14 protein-coding genes are annotated in these 14976 nt (G+C 68.5%); 7 read left to right on the plus strand and 7 right to left on the minus strand.

The window, feature by feature from the left end:
- The 3 genes from eboE to H2Q94_RS12190 are packed head-to-tail and all read left to right on the plus strand — an operon-like array spanning position 1 to position 3326.
- Positions 1 to 1086: a metabolite traffic protein EboE gene (gene eboE / locus H2Q94_RS12180; RefSeq protein WP_243794738.1), complete on the plus strand. Its 1086-nt coding sequence runs from the start codon at positions 1 to 3 to the stop codon at positions 1084 to 1086.
- Positions 1083 to 2468, plus strand: coding sequence for an alkaline phosphatase family protein (locus H2Q94_RS12185; protein ID WP_243794739.1), 1386 nt, complete (start codon positions 1083 to 1085; stop codon positions 2466 to 2468). Before eboE ends, H2Q94_RS12185 begins: the two co-directional genes overlap by 4 nt.
- 24 nt (positions 2469 to 2492) lie before the next feature.
- The gene (locus H2Q94_RS12190) at positions 2493 to 3326 is read left to right on the plus strand and encodes a sugar phosphate isomerase/epimerase family protein (protein WP_243794740.1); all 834 of its coding nucleotides are present in this window, start codon (positions 2493 to 2495) and stop codon (positions 3324 to 3326) included.
- A 301-nt stretch (positions 3327 to 3627) separates the two neighbouring features.
- Here H2Q94_RS12190 and H2Q94_RS12195 read toward each other — a convergent pair whose 3' ends face one another.
- The 4 genes from H2Q94_RS12195 to H2Q94_RS12210 form a co-directional block, all read right to left on the minus strand.
- Positions 3628 to 4422 carry an IclR family transcriptional regulator gene (locus H2Q94_RS12195; protein ID WP_243794741.1) on the minus strand — a complete coding sequence of 265 codons (795 nt, stop codon included), beginning with the start codon at positions 4420 to 4422 and terminating at the stop codon, positions 3628 to 3630.
- 147 nt (positions 4423 to 4569) lie between these two features.
- Entirely contained in the window at positions 4570 to 5982 is a 1413-nt protein-coding gene (locus H2Q94_RS12200) for an LLM class flavin-dependent oxidoreductase (RefSeq protein WP_243794742.1), read from the minus strand.
- Positions 5983 to 6277: 295 nt separating this feature from the next.
- The gene (locus tag H2Q94_RS12205; RefSeq protein ID WP_243794744.1) at positions 6278 to 6781 is read right to left on the minus strand and encodes a flavin reductase family protein; all 504 of its coding nucleotides are present in this window, start codon (positions 6779 to 6781) and stop codon (positions 6278 to 6280) included.
- A gap of 41 nt (positions 6782 to 6822) precedes the next feature.
- On the minus strand, positions 6823 to 8124 hold the full coding sequence (locus tag H2Q94_RS12210) for a flavin monoamine oxidase family protein (RefSeq protein WP_243794746.1): 1302 nt from the start codon (positions 8122 to 8124) through the stop codon (positions 6823 to 6825).
- 441 nt (positions 8125 to 8565) lie between these two features.
- On the opposite strand from H2Q94_RS12210, the gene H2Q94_RS12215 reads away from it, so the two are divergent.
- The 4 genes from H2Q94_RS12215 to H2Q94_RS12230 all read left to right on the plus strand — a co-directional run bounded on the left by H2Q94_RS12215 (position 8566) and on the right by H2Q94_RS12230 (position 12222).
- Positions 8566 to 9480, plus strand: a complete 915-nt coding sequence (locus H2Q94_RS12215; protein ID WP_243794749.1) for a glutaminase — start codon at positions 8566 to 8568, stop codon at positions 9478 to 9480.
- A gap of 114 nt (positions 9481 to 9594) precedes the next feature.
- Positions 9595 to 10482, plus strand: a complete 888-nt coding sequence (locus H2Q94_RS12220; protein WP_243794751.1) for an aminoglycoside phosphotransferase family protein — start codon at positions 9595 to 9597, stop codon at positions 10480 to 10482.
- Between the two features lie 147 nt (positions 10483 to 10629).
- Complete coding sequence (locus tag H2Q94_RS12225) at positions 10630 to 11247, plus strand: zinc-binding dehydrogenase (RefSeq protein WP_243794753.1); 618 nt, start codon at positions 10630 to 10632, stop codon at positions 11245 to 11247.
- A 166-nt stretch (positions 11248 to 11413) separates the two neighbouring features.
- A protein-coding gene (locus H2Q94_RS12230; protein ID WP_397545478.1) for an IS5 family transposase occupies positions 11414 to 12222 on the plus strand; the annotation gives its coding sequence in 2 pieces (ribosomal slippage) (positions 11414 to 11765 and positions 11765 to 12222; 810 coding nt in all).
- 100 nt (positions 12223 to 12322) lie between these two features.
- Here the strand turns inward: H2Q94_RS12230 and H2Q94_RS12235 are convergent.
- The 3 genes from H2Q94_RS12235 to H2Q94_RS12245 form a co-directional block, all read right to left on the minus strand.
- The gene (locus H2Q94_RS12235; RefSeq protein WP_243794755.1) at positions 12323 to 13489 is read right to left on the minus strand and encodes an acyl-CoA dehydrogenase family protein; all 1167 of its coding nucleotides are present in this window, start codon (positions 13487 to 13489) and stop codon (positions 12323 to 12325) included.
- 37 nt (positions 13490 to 13526) lie between these two features.
- The gene (locus tag H2Q94_RS12240) at positions 13527 to 13898 is read right to left on the minus strand and encodes a CoA transferase (RefSeq protein WP_243794756.1); all 372 of its coding nucleotides are present in this window, start codon (positions 13896 to 13898) and stop codon (positions 13527 to 13529) included.
- Positions 13899 to 14114: 216 nt separating this feature from the next.
- Positions 14115 to 14923, minus strand: a protein-coding gene (locus H2Q94_RS12245; protein WP_397545478.1) for an IS5 family transposase whose coding sequence is annotated in 2 segments (ribosomal slippage) — positions 14115 to 14572 and positions 14572 to 14923 — 810 coding nt in all. Because the reading frame shifts where the segments join, the coding sequence is not laid out codon by codon here.
- Between the last annotated feature and the right edge of the window lie 53 nt (positions 14924 to 14976).

A 14976-nucleotide genomic window follows, 5' to 3' on the forward strand; every position in this document is an offset into this window, starting at 1 on the left:
ATGCTGTCCTACTGCACCAACGTGCACCCCGCGGAGAACCTCGACGGGGTGTGCGCGCAACTCGCCGGCCACGCCGCGTCCGTCCGCGAGCGACTCGGCATCGACACCCTCGGCGTGGGCCTGTGGCTCGCGGCGGATCTGGCCGAGCGGCTCGCCGCCGACGCCGAGGCGTTGCGCAGGCTGAAGTCCGAACTGGACCGTCACGGGCTCGTCACGGTCACGCTCAACGCCTTCCCGTACCGGGGTTTCCACGACCCGGTGGTCAAGCACCGGGTGTACGAGCCGCGCTGGACCTCGCCGCAGCGCGTGCACTACACGCTGCGCTGCGCCGAAGTCCTCGCCGGGCTGCTGCCCGAAGGCGGCCGGGGAAGCATCTCGACGCTCCCGTTGGGGTGGCGGGCACCGTGGAGCGTCCGCGACGAGAGCACGGCACGCAGGCACCTGGATCGGGTCGCGGCCGAACTGCGCCTGCTGGAGCAGCGAACCGGCCGGAAGGTGCGGTTGGCCGTCGAGCCGGAGCCCGGGTGCCTCCTGGACACCGTCGCGGATGCGCTGAGCTGGCTGCCCGGGTGCGACACCGACTACATCGGACTGTGCCTGGACACCTGCCACCTGGCGGTGTCGTTCGCCGATCCCGCCGCGACCGTGCGCACGATCGCGGCGAGCGGCGTCGACATCGTCAAGGTCCAGGCCTCCGCCGCGCTGCACGCCGACGACCCCGGCGCGGTGCGCGACGAACTCGCCCGCTACGCCGAACCCCGCTACCTGCACCAGGTCCGGGAGCACTGCTCCGACGGAATCCGCTCCTGCGACGACCTTCCCCGAGCGTTCGACGAACTCCCCGGAGTCGGCCCGTGGCGGGTGCACTTCCACGTCCCGGTGCATTGGGCGACCGAAGGGCCGGTCCGCCCGACGACCGGAGTGCTGCGCGAAACCCTCGCCGCGCTGGCGGATCCGCTGCCGGACATCGAGGTCGAGACCTACACCTGGACCGTGCTGCCCGAACCGCCCGAGTCCCTGGCCGACGGGATCGCGGCGGAGCTGTCGTTCACCCAGCGACTCCTCGACGAACGGGGAACCCGATGAAACCCGTCCTGCTGCTCGACGTCGTGGGCCTCACTCCTGCGCTGCTCGCCCACATGCCCAACCTGCGGGCCGTCGCCGCCGACGGGTGGCAAGCCGAGCTCGGCACCGTGCTCCCGGCGGTGACGTGCAGCGCCCAGTCCACGTTCCTGACCGGGACGATGCCCGCCGAGCACGGAATCGTCGGCAACGGCTGGTACTTCCGCGAGCTCGGCGAGGTCCTCTTCTGGCGCCAGCACAACGGACTCGTGCACGGCGACAAGGTGTGGGAGACCGCGCGCCGCACCAGCCTGGGCTACACCGCGGCGAACGTGTGCTGGTGGTACGCGATGGGCGCGGGCACGGACTGGACCGTGACGCCCCGCCCGATCTACCACGCCGACGGCCGCAAATCCCCCGACTGCTACACGCGACCGCCGGAACTGCACGACTCCCTCACCGCGGACCTCGGCAAGTTCCCGCTGTTCCACTACTGGGGGCCGACCGCGGACATCACCTCCACCCGGTGGATCGCCGCCGCCGCCCGCCGCATCATGCATCGGCACCGCCCCGACCTGCTGCTGTGCTACGTGCCGCACCTCGACTACGACTTGCAACGGCACGGCCCGCACAGCCCGCAGGCCCGCGCGGCCGCGGTCGAGGTCGACCGAGCCGTCGCCGGGCTGCTGGAAGAGGCGCGGGACGCGGCGGCGACCATCGTGGTGCTCAGCGAGTACGGGATCACCCCGGTGCACCGGCAGATCCACCTCAACCGGGCGCTGCGCAGGGAAGGTCTGCTCGACGTCCACACCCAGGCGGGCATGGAATACCTCGACCCGTGGGCGTCGCGCGCGTTCGCCGTCGCCGACCACCAGGCCGCGCACGTCTACGTCCGCGACGAGTCGGACTTGCCACGCGTCCGCGGCCTGGTCGCCGCACTACCCGGCGTCGACGAAGTGCTCGATCGAACCTCGCAGGCCCGCCACGGCCTGGACCACCCGCGAGCGGGCGACCTCGTCGCGGTCGCCGAGCCGGACGCCTGGTTCACCTACTACTACTGGCTCGACCAGGACAGGGCGCCGGATTTCGCCAGGGGAGTGGAGATCCACCGCAAACCCGGCTACGACCCCGCCGAACTGTTCCTCGATCCCGACGACCGCTGGGTCAAGGCCAAGGCCGCGATGAACCTCGCGAAGAAGAAGGCCGGCCTGCGCTACGCCATGAACGTCGTGCCGCTGGACGGGCGCTTCATCCGCGGTTCCCACGGACGCCTGCCGGATGCCCCGGACGACGGGCCGGTCCTGCTGTGCTCCGATCCGCGCGTCCCCGCCGCCGTCGAACGCACCGGTCGCCTCGCCGCCACCGACGTGCACGACCTGGTGTTGAAGCTGCACGGAATCCGCTGAAACCAGAGTTTGAAAGGACGACTCATGTCGCTTCCCCGCAGAACCCTGCTGCACACCACCGCGGTGCTCGCCGCCGCCGCAGCGACCGGTGCCGGAGCCGCCACCGCCGGAGCCACCGGTGCCGCGCGTCCCGGTCGCATCCCGCACCGGGCCATCAGCATCCAGCTCTACACGCTGCGTTCCCTGCTGGACGCGGACTTGGAGGCAACGCTGCGGCAGGTGGCCGACATCGGCTACCGGACCGTCGAAACGGCCGACACGCACGGCCGCACTCCAGCCGAATTCCGGACGATCCTGGACGACCTCGGGCTGCGCGCCACATCCGGTCACGCGGACCTCGAAGGTGACGTCGACGCCCTCATCGAGGACGCGCACACCCTGGGCCACCGCTACCTGGTCGTGCCGCACGCGGAGTTCGACACGGCCGACGGCTGGCGCGAATTCGCCGACCAGCTCAACGAAGCCGGGCGGAAGTGCCGCGCCGCAGGACTCCGGTTCAGCTACCACAACCACGACCACGAGTTCGCCCCGATCGACGGCGAGCTCCCGTACGACATCCTGCGAGACCGCACGGAGCGCGGGCTCGTTCACTTCGAACTCGACCTGTACTGGGCGGTGCACGCGGGCCAGGACGTGCTCGCGCTGATCGACGCCGAACGCGACCGCATCCGCCAGCTCCACGTCAAAGACCGCACGCCGGGCGGCGACATGACCGACCCGGGCACCGGAACCCTGAACTTCCCGGAGATCTTCGACCACGCGAGAGCCCGCGAATTCATCGTCGAACACGACAACCCGACCGACGCCCTGACCACCGCCCGCGTCGGCTACGACTACCTCCGCACGGTCCGCTGGTGACCGCTTCCGGCTCGTGCTGAGCACGCCACCCTCACGAGCCCGGCCGGTGGGGGTGGCGGCCCAGGGAAGTGACCCCGCAGCCGAACGGGCGAGGAATCGGCACACCGCAGCACGTCTCAACAGGGGCAGCGGACCGGCCGGAGCCATGACAGGCCGCCCGGTCAGTGGGCGTACATGGGGAGCGCTGCCGCGCGGTTCGGTGCCGGGAGCCTGAACGCCACCGATCGCGATCGTTGACCCGCTGCTCGACGTCGAGCGACCACCATCATCGAGATCGGTGCCGACCGGCCCGCGGTGGTCGTCAGTGCTTGACGGAGTCCCGCCAGAACAGTTCGACGAGGCGGTCGACGATGCGCTGCATCTGGTGGAGGGCTTCGGGGATGCGGTCACGACCGAAGCGGCTGCGGGGACCGTTGAGGGTCAGCACCGCCACCAAGGTCCCGGCGCTGTCGCGGATCGGGCGCGACAGCGACAGCAGCTCCGGTTCGAGTTCGTTGTCGATGACGGCGAAACCCTGTTCGCGGACCTGCTGCAGTTCCTTCAACAGGGCGTCGCGGTCGGTGATGGTCTGCGGGGTGAACGCTTCGAGCTCGTCGGGCAGCGTCGCGCGCAGCGCGTCGGCGGACTGTTCGGCCAGCAGCACCTTGCCGGTCGAGCTGGCGTGCATCGGGAACCGTTGGCCGACCATGTTGCGCGACAGCACACCGACGACGTGCGAACCGACGGCCTCTGCGACGAGGTCGAGTCCGTCCAGGGAGTTCGGGATGGACAGCGCCACGGACTCGTTGAACTCGTCGGCCAGCTGCTGCAGCACCGGCCGGGCGTGCGCGACCAGACCGGCGTAGGGGTCGGCGTTCCTGCCCAAGCGGGCCAGTTCCCAGCCGAGGACGTAGTTGGTGTCGATGCGGTCGACGAGGCCGCCCTGTTCGAGGCTGTAGAGCAGCCGGAACGCGGTCGGCCTGCTCAGTCCCGCCGCTTTCGCGAGCGTGGTGACGGTGGCTCCGGTGCGCGGCTGGGCGGCCAGTTCGCGAAGCAGCCGTACGGCCTTGGTGACCGACTTGTTGATCAAGTCCGACTGCTTGGGCTCGTCGCCCATCGCCTCTCGCCTCCTGATCGCGTCTGGCTGGGGGAGCCGTTCGTGCGAACAGGCTAACAGGAGCGTTCACTTAGTGGACACGATGGTCAGGAAGCGCTTCTTGGTGCGGGGCTGCGGCTTCACGTTGAAACCGCAGCCCATGGCGGGTCAGGCGGGAGAGACTTCGAACTCCCGCAGGGGTTCCGCTTCCTGCGCGCGGGTGAACCTGCGGCCCGGGTGGTCGTCGGCGAGGCGGGTGCTGCCGGGGCCGTGGAGCTTCTCGCGCAGGGTCCGGCCCTCGTATTCGGTCCAGATCGCTTCGCGGCGCCGCAGTTCGGGCACGACGAGCTCGATGAAGTCGGCGATGTCCTGGTACTTGACGGCGTTGCCGAGGTTGAACCCGTCGATGTCGCAGTCTTCGACCCAGCTGATCAGTTCGTTGGCGACGGTCCGCGGTGAGCCGACGATGGTGGGGCCGCTGCCGCCGATCCCGATGAATTCGGCGATGTCGCGCGGTGTCCACTCGCGGTCCGGGTCCATCTTGGAGAACAGGTCGACCATGGTCTGCCCGGCGTCGGTCTTGACGTGGCGCAACGGCACGTCCGGGTCGAACCGGGACATGTCCAGGGCGGTCCAGCCGCTGTAGCGGGCCATCGCGCCGGAGTAGCTGACGAGCCTGCGGTACTGCTCGTATTTCGCGTGCGCCTGCTCGTCGGTGGGCGCGCACACGACGTTGAGCATCTGCAGCACTCGCAGCGAACGCGGATCCCGGCCGGCTTGTGCGGCCTGCAGGCGCAGCGCGTCGACCTGCTTGCGCAGCGCCTTCTTCGATACGGCGTTGACGAACACGCCTTCGGCGTGGGCGGCGGCCAGCGCGCGGCCCTTCGACGAGCCACCCGCCTGGAAGATCACCGGGGTGCGCTGCGGCGAGGGCTCGCAGAGGGCGAACCCGGGCACGGTGAAGTACTTGCCCCGGTGGTGGATGTCGTGCACCCGCCGCGGATCAGCGTAGACGCAGCGTTCGCGGTCGCGGACCACGGCGTCCTCGTCCCACGACCCCTCCCACAGCTTGTAGCAGACCTCCAGGTGCTCGGCGGCCACGGCGTAGCGCTCGTCGTGGGAGGTCAGCAGGCCGTTGCCGATGTTGCGCGCGGCGCTGTCGGCGTAGGAGGTCACCAGGTTCCAGCCGATGCGGCCGTCGGTGAGGTGGTCGAGGGTGCTGAACTTGCGGGCCAGCGAGTAGGGGTGCTCGTAGGTCGTCGAGCCGGTCAGGCCGAACCCCAGGTGCTCGGTGGCGGCGGCCATCGCGGAGATCACCAGTGCCGGGTCGTTGGCGGGCAATTGCGCGCCGTCGGCGAGGGCTCCGGCGGCGCTGCCCTGGTAGACGTCGTGGTATCCGGCGTTGTCGGCGAAGAACACGCCGTCGAACCGGCCCTGTTCGAGCAGCCGGGCGTACTCGGTCCAATACCGGACGTCCTTGTAGCGGTGGCCCTGATCCTTCTCGTGCCGCCACAATCCCGCGGAGAGGTGCGCCGGACCTTGGAACTCGAAGGCGAACAGCCGCATGCGGCGAGACAGCATTGTCTTACTCCTGTTCAGATTCCGAAGGGGTGGAACGGGATTCGTGAGTCCTTGCAGAACGATTGCTCTGTTTCGCGTCAGCGGCGGCGCGGCTGAGGTTGCGCCGCCCGACCACCTGCGCAGCTCCTTCTGAACGGACTCCTTGCTGCTGCGCTTCGAGCCACCGTCGCGATGCCCCCGGGTGATGTGGGGAGTGGATTCGCGCATCGCTTCCGGCAGCAGGAACTCAGGGGAGTTGGCCCGGAGGTGATCCTCATCCGCTGGGCGCTCCCATCTCCTCGTGCTGCCGGGGGCGTCAGGGGGTCGGTTCGCGGTAGCCGCCGAGAGCGCCGCGGTGGAAGATCAGCGGCCGCCCGTCACCGGCCTGCAGGCGCAGCACCTCGGCGATCACGATCACGTGGTCGCCGCCTTCCAGTTCTTGCCTGATCGTGCAGTCGATCCAGGCGTGCGCACCGGCGATCTGCGGGCTTCCCTCGGTGGAGTCGTGCCAGTTCAACGCGGCGAACTTGTCGCCCCGCCTGCTCGACATCGCGTGGCAGACGTCGTGCTGGCCGTCGGACAGGACGCTGGCGCTGAAGTGCCGGGCGGCGCGGAGCTTCGGCCAGCTGGACGAGGTGGCCGCGACGCTGAAGGTGACCAGTGGCGGGTCGAGCGACAGTGATTGGAACGTGCCCACGACGAGACCGGCGGGCGCACCGGTGCCGGGGTCACGTCCGGCCACGACGGTCACGCCGGTGGGCAGGTGACCGATGACGTCGCGGAAATAACGGGGCTCGATCGTCGCAGTCGGCAGTGTCATGATCGCGTTCCTCCTGTTCGGTTACCGGTTTTGCGTTGCGGTCACGGGGAATCGGTCAGCCCGGAGCGGATCTGGCGGGCCACGCGCAGGCCGCTCTCGATCGCTCCGTCGATGAAGCCGGCCCAGACGTTGGCGTAGTCGCTGCCCGCGAAGTGCAGGACGCCTTCGGCGCGCTGCTGGGCGGCGAAGTAGCGGGTCAGCTGGTGCGGCCGTTGCATCAGCCACGTCTCCCGCGAGTGCGGGTCGGCCATCCAGTCGTGGCCGGTGACGTCGAGGACCTCCAGGTCGTCGCGCCAGACGCGCAGCGCGTCCGCGACCGCGTCGAGGTCGTGGGGGGAGATCCGGCGGGAGTCGGCGCCGAAGGACACCAGCACGGCGTCGTCCTCACCGACGAATTCGGTGCGCACCACCGACAGCGGATGCGAAGCCGACGAGTAGGCGAAGAACGGCGTGATCGGCCCGCGTACCCGGATCCAGACCTTCACTCCCCGCGAGGCGGTGCGCTCCTCGGTCGCGGCGCGCTTCTCGGCGCACAGCTCAGGGGAGACGTCGAGGTCGCCGAGGATGTTCTGCGGCAGGGTCAGCACCACCCGGCGCGCGCTGATCGTGTCACCGTCCGAGGTGGTCACGACCGCGCCGTCGGCGTTGTGCTCGATCCGGTGCACGGCGGTGGAGGTGCGGATGTCGGCGTTGGTGTCGGCCACGATCGACTCGACCAGCGACCGGGTTCCGCCCGCGAGCCGGAACACCGCCGAGCCCTCGTGCATCAGGTGCCAGGAGCCCGCGGTGGCGGCGGTCCACCGCAGGGCGCTGGTGAACGCGCCGTCGGTCAGCGGGGCGTTGAAGTGCCCCACCCACGCGGCTTCGTTGGCGCGGTACTCCTCGACGGGGAGGTCGAGCTCGTCGAGCTTGTCCTGAACGCTGAACCCGTCGACGGAGTCCAATCCGGGTTCGGAGAGGGGATCGTGCGGCCGGGGTATCCGGCGCATCGTGTCCGCCAGCAAGCGGCGCATGCCCGGATCGATGAGTTCCATGAACTCGTCGAGCGTGCCGGTGCGGAGTTCGTCGCCCGCCAGCCAGTAGGCCTCTTCCGGGCGTGGTCCGCGGGTGATGTCCAGGCCGTAGCGGGTGATCTCCGCCCACGCGTGCGGCTGGACCCAGTGCAACCAGGTCCCGCCGATCTCCAGGTCGCGGCCGAGCCGGTGATCGGTCCACACCCGGCCGCCCAGGCGATCCCGTGCTTCCAGCACGGTGACGCGCAAGTCTTGGCGGCCGAGCTCTCGGGCGGTGATCAGGCCGGCGATTCCGCCGCCCACCACAACGACGTCAGATTCCTCGGTCACGGGCCAGTGCTCCCTCGCTGTCGGTTCGTTCTGGTGCCGGTCGAGGCCTCGCGGTGGCGAGGGCAGGCAGAGCGGGGACAAATGTCGCGCTTTACGAACGGATCGTTCAATATGCGAACGCGATGCCGATATTGTGGATCCGCTCAGTCGGTGCGTCAATAGTCTTGAAGAGTGGCGGTTTTCGGGTCTGCTGCCGACCCTTCTTGGCTTCCTGGAGCGCCGAGTTCAGGTTCCGCGAACGGTGCGTTCGGAAAGTGAACGCGCATTGTGGCGGCGCCGCCGGTTCCCGTCCACGCAAGATCACAGCCCGTTCACCGAGCGGCGCTCGGTCGGCTCGTGGTGCGGGTCGCATCCGGTCCGGGACGAGCGCGACGACCGATGATCGACCGGGTAGGCCTCCGCGTGCGACCGGGCGTCGCGGCGATGACATGATCGTCCATCGTGGACTTGAACAGGTTGCTCGGGCGGATCGTTGAGGAGGTCGCCCCGCTGAGGGGAGCGGGGACGGCCGCGGATTACATCCCGGCGCTCGCGCGGGTCGATCCGGGCCGTTTCGGCATCGCGCTCGCCGATCTCGACGGTCGTGTTCACGGCGCAGGCGAGTGGGAGACGCCGTTCTCGATGCAGAGCATCTCGAAGGTGTTCACGCTCGCGCTCGTGCTGGCGGGCAGTGATGACGAGTCGCTCTGGAGGCGTGTCGGCCGGGAACCGTCGGGCAATGCCTTCAACTCGCTGGTCCAGCTGGAGCATGAACGAGGAATCCCCAGGAACCCCTTCATCAACGCGGGCGCGTTGACGGTCACCGACGAGCTGATCTCCCTGGCGGGGGACGCCGCCGGTGAACTGCTCACCTTCCTGCGCGCTGAAAGCGGCAATCCGCAGCTGCGGGTCGACGAGGAGGTGGCCGCCTCCGAGAAGGCCCACGCGGACCGCAATCTGGCGCTGACCCACTTCATGGCGTCCTACGGCAACATGCGCAACCCGGTGACGACCGTGCTCGACCAGTACGTCCGGCAGTGCTCGATCGAGATGAGTTGCCGCGACCTGGTCCGCGCCGGGCTGTTCCTCGCCGCGCGCGGGGTTCGCAGGGACGGTTCGGCACTGGTCACCGCGCGGCAGGCCAAGAGGATCAACGCGATCATGCTCACCTGCGGGACCTACGATGCCGCCGGGGAGTTCGCCTACCGCGTCGGTGTTCCCGGCAAGAGCGGAGTCGGCGGCGGCATCCTCGCGATCGTGCCCGGCAGGTGCGCGATCGCGGTGTGGGGTCCGGGCCTCGACGACCGCGGCAACTCCGTGGCTGGCGTCGCCGCACTCGACCACTTTACCACTCTGACCGATTGGTCGGTCTTCTGAGCAAGATCTGGTGACCTGAAACAGGGACACCGAGTATTGCGCCGAGATCGGCCACGGGTCTCTCGCCAGTGCGGCTCAGCGGGGTGTGCGCAGGTAGCCGAAGGGAGCTTGTTGATGGGTGAGGTCAAGTTCGAGCAGGGGCTGGTGCGGGCGTTGCTGCGGGAGCAGCATTCGGATCTCGCGGACCTGGAGCTCCGTGCTGTTGATGGGGGTTGGGATAACCAGCAGTGGCGGCTCGGGGAGGAGTTTGCGGTGCGCCTTCCCCGCACGGAACGCGCTCCTGGTCTGTTGCGAAAGGAGCAGACGTGGCTTCCTGCGTTGGCGGGCCGGCTGCCGTTGCCCACGCCCGTCCCGGTTCGGATCGGCGAGCCGTCGAGGTTGTTCGAGCAGACGTGGACGATCGTGCGCTGGGTCGAGGGCGTACCGGCCGATCGCGCCCCGGTCACCCGTGTTGACGCGGCCGAGGTGCTGGCGGAGTTCCTCGGTGCGTTGCACGAGCGGGCGCCTGCCGACGCGCCGTTGAACCCTCCGCGTGGTGCTCCGTTGTCGGGTGTGCAGGATGGTGTCGACGGCTGGTTCGAGGTCATTGCCGGTCATCCGAACGCCGGCGGCGTGCGGGAGGTGTGGGAGAAGGCGGTGGCGGCGCCGGTTTGGGAGGGTGCGTCGTTGTGGCTGCATGGTGATCTGCATCCGGCGAACGTGGTCGTCCGGGACGGGTCGCTCGCCGGGGTGATCGACTTCGGTGACATGTGCGCGGGTGATCCCGCGACGGATCTGTCGGCCGCCTGGGTCCTGTTGCCCACCGGCGCGGCGAGCCGGTTCTTCGACGCCTACGGGCAGGCCGACGAAGCGACCATGACTCGCGCTCGTGGTTGGGCCGTGCTGCGCGCGTTGTCACTGATCTGGATCGGGCAGAACGGGAGGCGTGGTCTGCCCGGCGGCAAACCCACCTGGGAACCCGCGGGCTACGCCACGCTCGAACGGGTCCTGGCAGCGAACTGAGCGCGCGGTGAAGCAGTGCGGGGTGACCGGGGCGGGTGTTTCGCGGAGTTTCAGGCGGTCGATGAGAGCCGGCTGGTCGCTCTTGAGCCGGGGGCGGATCTGCGCCGTTCGCTACTCGCGCAGCAGTTGGGAACGACCATGTTCGCGATGAAGAAGTTCGCGCGCAGGGGCGCGGAAGCTCCCCGTTCGGCAGCGATCATCGGTGCCGGGTCGGCGGGCCTGTTCTTCCTGCAACAGCTGATCCGGTCGGGCTGCGAATCGGTCGTCATCTCCGATCTCAATGCGGAACGGCTCGCGACGGCCGCCCGGCTCGGGGCGACCGAGATCGTCCACGCGCCGACGGAGTCGGTCGTGGACGCGGTGCGCGACCTCACCGGGGGCGCCGGTGCGGATCTCGTCATCGAGGCCGCGGGATACGACGTGTGCCGGGCCGAGGCCGTCGAGGCGGCACGTGAGCGCGGCACGCTCGGGTTGTTCGGTTATCCCGAGCGGCGGGGGAGCTCCCCGTTCCCGGTCGACCGGTGCTTCCGGAAGTCGCTGAGCATGGAATGGATCAGCAAGACCCAGTCCGAACCTGGACTGGCGTCGTTCAGGGCCGCGTTGGCCGCCATCGGTCGCGGTGACATCGAGATCGACCACTGCCTGGAGAGCATGCACGAACTGGACGAGGCTCCTGCCGCCATGGACCTCGCCCGCCGGCACGGCGACGGTGCGGCCAAGGTCGGCTTCGTGCTGCCGGGTGGTGCCCGGTGGGCGCAGACCTGACGGCCGAACTCCGCTCCACCGCGAGTGGCGCGGTCCGGCGACGGGCCGAACATTCCAGTGAAAGCCGGAGCTCATCGTTCTATCGAATGGCTCCTCTAACAGCTTGTTTCAGAATGATCGGTGTGTTTGATGGTGCTGGTTGATCGTTTCCGGCATGGTGTGTTGGGTGATCGAGGAATTGGTGCCCGACGAGCTGTGGCGGCGGGTGGAGCCGTTGTTGCCGGTGCGTCCGCCGCGTCGCAGCCGGTATCCGGGACGGTTGCCCACCGACGACCGGGCCGCTCTGGCCGGGATCGTGTTCGTGCTCAAGACCGGGATCACCTGGCGGGAACTGCCGCGCGACGTTGCCGGGTGTTCCGGGGTGACCTGCTGGCGCAGGTTGCGGGACTGGACCGAGGCCGGGGTGTTCACCGCGGTGCACGAACTTCTGCTGGACCAGCTACGGGCCCTGGGCCGCCTCGATCTGGAGACCGTGGTGGTGGATGGCTCACATGTCCGGGCTCTCAAAGGGGGGCGGCAACGGGTCCCTCGCCCGTCGATCGGGCTCGCACCGGCTCGAAACACCATGTGATCACCGAAGGCGGTGGCATCCCACTGGCGGTCACACTCACCGGCGGCAACCGCCACGACAGCACCCAACTCATCCCACTCGTTGAAGCGTTGCCGGTCATCCGGGGCAAACGCGGTCGGCCATGGCGGCGGCCCCACTGGCTCTACGGCGACCGTGGCTACGACTACGACCATCACCGGAAATCCCTGCGAGAGCGGCGAATCACCCCGCGTATCGCCCGCAAGAACACCGAACACGGATCGGGCCTCGGCACCGTCAGGTGGGTCGTGGAACGCACTTTCGCCTGGCTGCACCAGTTCAAACGACTCCGCACCCGCTACGAACGACGAGCCGACATCCACTATGGACTCCTCCAACTCGGATGCATTCTGATCTGCTACCGCCAACTACCAACCTCATTCTGAAACGAGCTGTAAGAGGGCCTTCTCGTTGGGCGTTGTCGGTCGGAGGGGCAGAAGCCGGGTCCTTGTGGCGGTCGCGCGACGAGGCCGCACATCGCGACCGTCAGGCGTCGAGGCCGCCTCGCTGGACCAGTTGGCGAACGATGACGTTGCGCTGGATCTCGTTGGTGCCCTCGCCGACGATCATCAGCGGGGCGTCCCGGAAGTAGCGTTCCACGTCGAACTCGGTGGAGTATCCGTAGCCGCCGTGGACGCGGACGGCGTTGAGCGCGATGTCCATGGCCGTTTCCGAGGCGAAGAGCTTGGCCATCCCGGCTTCCATGTCCACGCGGCGGCCGGCGTCGTACTCCTGCGCCGCGTGCAGGGTCAGCTGCCGTGCCGCGGAGAACGACGTGGCCATGTCGGCCAGGTGGTTGCCGACGGACTGGTGCTTCCAGATCGGCTTGCCGAACGACTCGCGCTCCTGCGCGTAGTTCAACGAGTCCTCCAGAGCCGCTCGGGCGACGCCGAGCGCGCGTCCGGCGACCTGCAACCGTCCGGTCTCCAGGCCCTTCATCATCTGCGTGAAGCCCTGACCTTCGGTGCCGCCGAGGACGGCGTCGGCGCCGACCCGATGGTCGTCGAAGGACAACTCGCAGCTCTCGACACCCTTGTAGCCGAGCTTGGGCAGGTCCCGCGAGACTTCTAGCCCTGGACCGTGTTCGACCAGCAGGATCGAGATGCCCTTGTGGGCCGGGTCGGCGTCGGGGTCGGTCTTGCACAGCAGCGCGATCAACTGCGACCGGCGCGCGTTGGTGATCCACGTCTTGGACCCGTTGATCACGTAGCCCTCGTCATCGTGACGTGCGACGGTGCGCATGGCCTGCAGATCGGAGCCGCCTCCCGGCTCGGTCAGCGCCATGGTGGCCCGGACCGCCCCGGTCGCCATCCGCGGCAGGTAGCGCTGCTTCTGCTCCTCGGTCCCGAAGCGCAGCAGCAGTTTCGAGACCACGGTGTGGCCGCCCATGGCGCCGGCCAAGCTCATCCAGCCGCGTGCCAGCTCCTCGGTGATGAACACGTAGCACGGCGTGGACACCGGTGTTCCGCCGTACTCCTCGGGAATCGCCAGCCCGAAGATCCCGAGCCGCTTCATCTGCTCGATGAGCTCCTCGGGGTAGGTGTTGGCGTGCTCGAGCTCGTTGACGACGGGGCGCACGTCGTTGTCGACGAAGTCGTGCACTGTGCTGACGATGAACCGCTCGTCCTCGGAGAGGACGTCGAGAGCGCTCACGATGGCTCCTTGAAAAGACATTGTCCACTGTGGACCTTCAGATGACGTTGCCGGCCCGCAGGCTCGCGATCTCGAACTCGCTGAAGCCGATACCGGTGAGAACGGCATCGGTGTGCTCCCCGATGCCGTGAACGGCGTCCACGCGCGGTTCGACTCCGGACAGGTCCGCAGGCGAGATGAGAGCCTGCACCACGGCCCCGGGAATCCGCACGTCGCGCCACCGGTTCCGGTCGCGCAGCACGGGATGTTCGAGGAACTCGGCGACGTCGTTGACGCCCGCGTTGGCGATCCTCGCCTGGCTCAGCAGCTTCATCACCTCACGGCCGTCGGAACGGGCGAACCGCTCCCGCGCGAGCGGGTTGAGCTCGTCGCGGTGCGCCACCCGGCCCGAGTTCGTCGCGAGGATCATCGACCAGATCGGGGCGCTCGAGCAACCGCTCGCACAACGCGAGCCATTCGTGCTCGTTCTGAATGGAGAACAACACGTCCTGCATCGCCGGTTCGCGGTTGCGGGTGCAGGACGGCGTCCACGACCAAGTCGTGCGCGCCGTGGTGGAGTTGACGGGCTCGGCGCGGCTTTCGTGGCTTGCTGCTCGGCGCCGTCGTCGATCATTAACAGCTCGTTTCAGAATGAGGTTGGTAGTTGGCGGTAGCAGATCAGAATGCATCCGAGTTGGAGGAGTCCATAGTGGATGTCGGCTCGTCGTTCGTAGCGGGTGCGGAGTCGTTTGAACTGGTGCAGCCAGGCGAAAGTGCGTTCCACGACCCACCTGACGGTGCCGAGGCCCGATCCGTGTTCGGTGTTCTTGCGGGCGATACGCGGGGTGATTCGCCGCTCTCGCAGGGATTTCCGGTGATGGTCGTAGTCGTAGCCACGGTCGCCGTAGAGCCAGTGGGGCCGCCGCCATGGCCGACCGCGTTTGCCCCGGATGACCGGCAACGCTTCAACGAGTGGGATGAGTTGGGTGCTGTCGTGGCGGTTGCCGCCGGTGAGTGTGACCGCCAGTGGGATGCCACCGCCTTCGGTGATCACATGGTGTTTCGAGCCGGTGCGAGCCCGATCGACGGGCGAGGGACCCGTTGCCGCCCCCCTTTGAGAGCCCGGACATGTGAGCCATCCACCACCACGGTCTCCAGATCGAGGCGGCCCAGGGCCCGTAGCTGGTCCAGCAGAAGTTCGTGCACCGCGGTGAACACCCCGGCCTCGGTCCAGTCCCGCAACCTGCGCCAGCAGGTCACCCCGGAACACCCGGCAACGTCGCGCGGCAGTTCCCGCCAGGTGATCCCGGTCTTGAGCACGAACACGATCCCGGCCAGAGCGGCCCGGTCGTCGGTGGGCAACCGTCCCGGATACCGGCTGCGACGCGGCGGACGCACCGGCAACAACGGCTCCACCCGCCGCCACAGCTCGTCGGGCACCAATTCCTCGATCACCCAACACACCATGCCGGAAACGATCAACCAGCACCATCAAACACACCGATCAT

This window comes from Saccharopolyspora gloriosae (assembly GCF_022828475.1).
Classification (GTDB): Bacteria; Actinomycetota; Actinomycetes; order Mycobacteriales; family Pseudonocardiaceae; genus Saccharopolyspora_C; species Saccharopolyspora_C gloriosae_A.

Coding starts and splice junctions, on each gene's coding strand:
- H2Q94_RS12220 (WP_243794751.1), top strand. CDS start 9,595: ATGGGTGAGGTCAAGTTCGAGCAGGGGCTGGTGCGGGCGTTGCTGCGG.
- eboE (WP_243794738.1), top strand. CDS start 1: ATGCTGTCCTACTGCACCAACGTGCACCCCGCGGAGAACCTCGACGGG.
- H2Q94_RS12190 (WP_243794740.1), top strand. CDS start 2,493: ATGTCGCTTCCCCGCAGAACCCTGCTGCACACCACCGCGGTGCTCGCC.
- H2Q94_RS12185 (WP_243794739.1), top strand. CDS start 1,083: ATGAAACCCGTCCTGCTGCTCGACGTCGTGGGCCTCACTCCTGCGCTG.
- H2Q94_RS12240 (WP_243794756.1), bottom strand. CDS start 13,898: ATGATCCTCGCGACGAACTCGGGCCGGGTGGCGCACCGCGACGAGCTC.
- H2Q94_RS12205 (WP_243794744.1), bottom strand. CDS start 6,781: ATGACACTGCCGACTGCGACGATCGAGCCCCGTTATTTCCGCGACGTC.
- H2Q94_RS12195 (WP_243794741.1), bottom strand. CDS start 4,422: ATGGGCGACGAGCCCAAGCAGTCGGACTTGATCAACAAGTCGGTCACC.
- H2Q94_RS12200 (WP_243794742.1), bottom strand. CDS start 5,982: ATGCTGTCTCGCCGCATGCGGCTGTTCGCCTTCGAGTTCCAAGGTCCG.
- H2Q94_RS12225 (WP_243794753.1), top strand. CDS start 10,630: ATGAAGAAGTTCGCGCGCAGGGGCGCGGAAGCTCCCCGTTCGGCAGCG.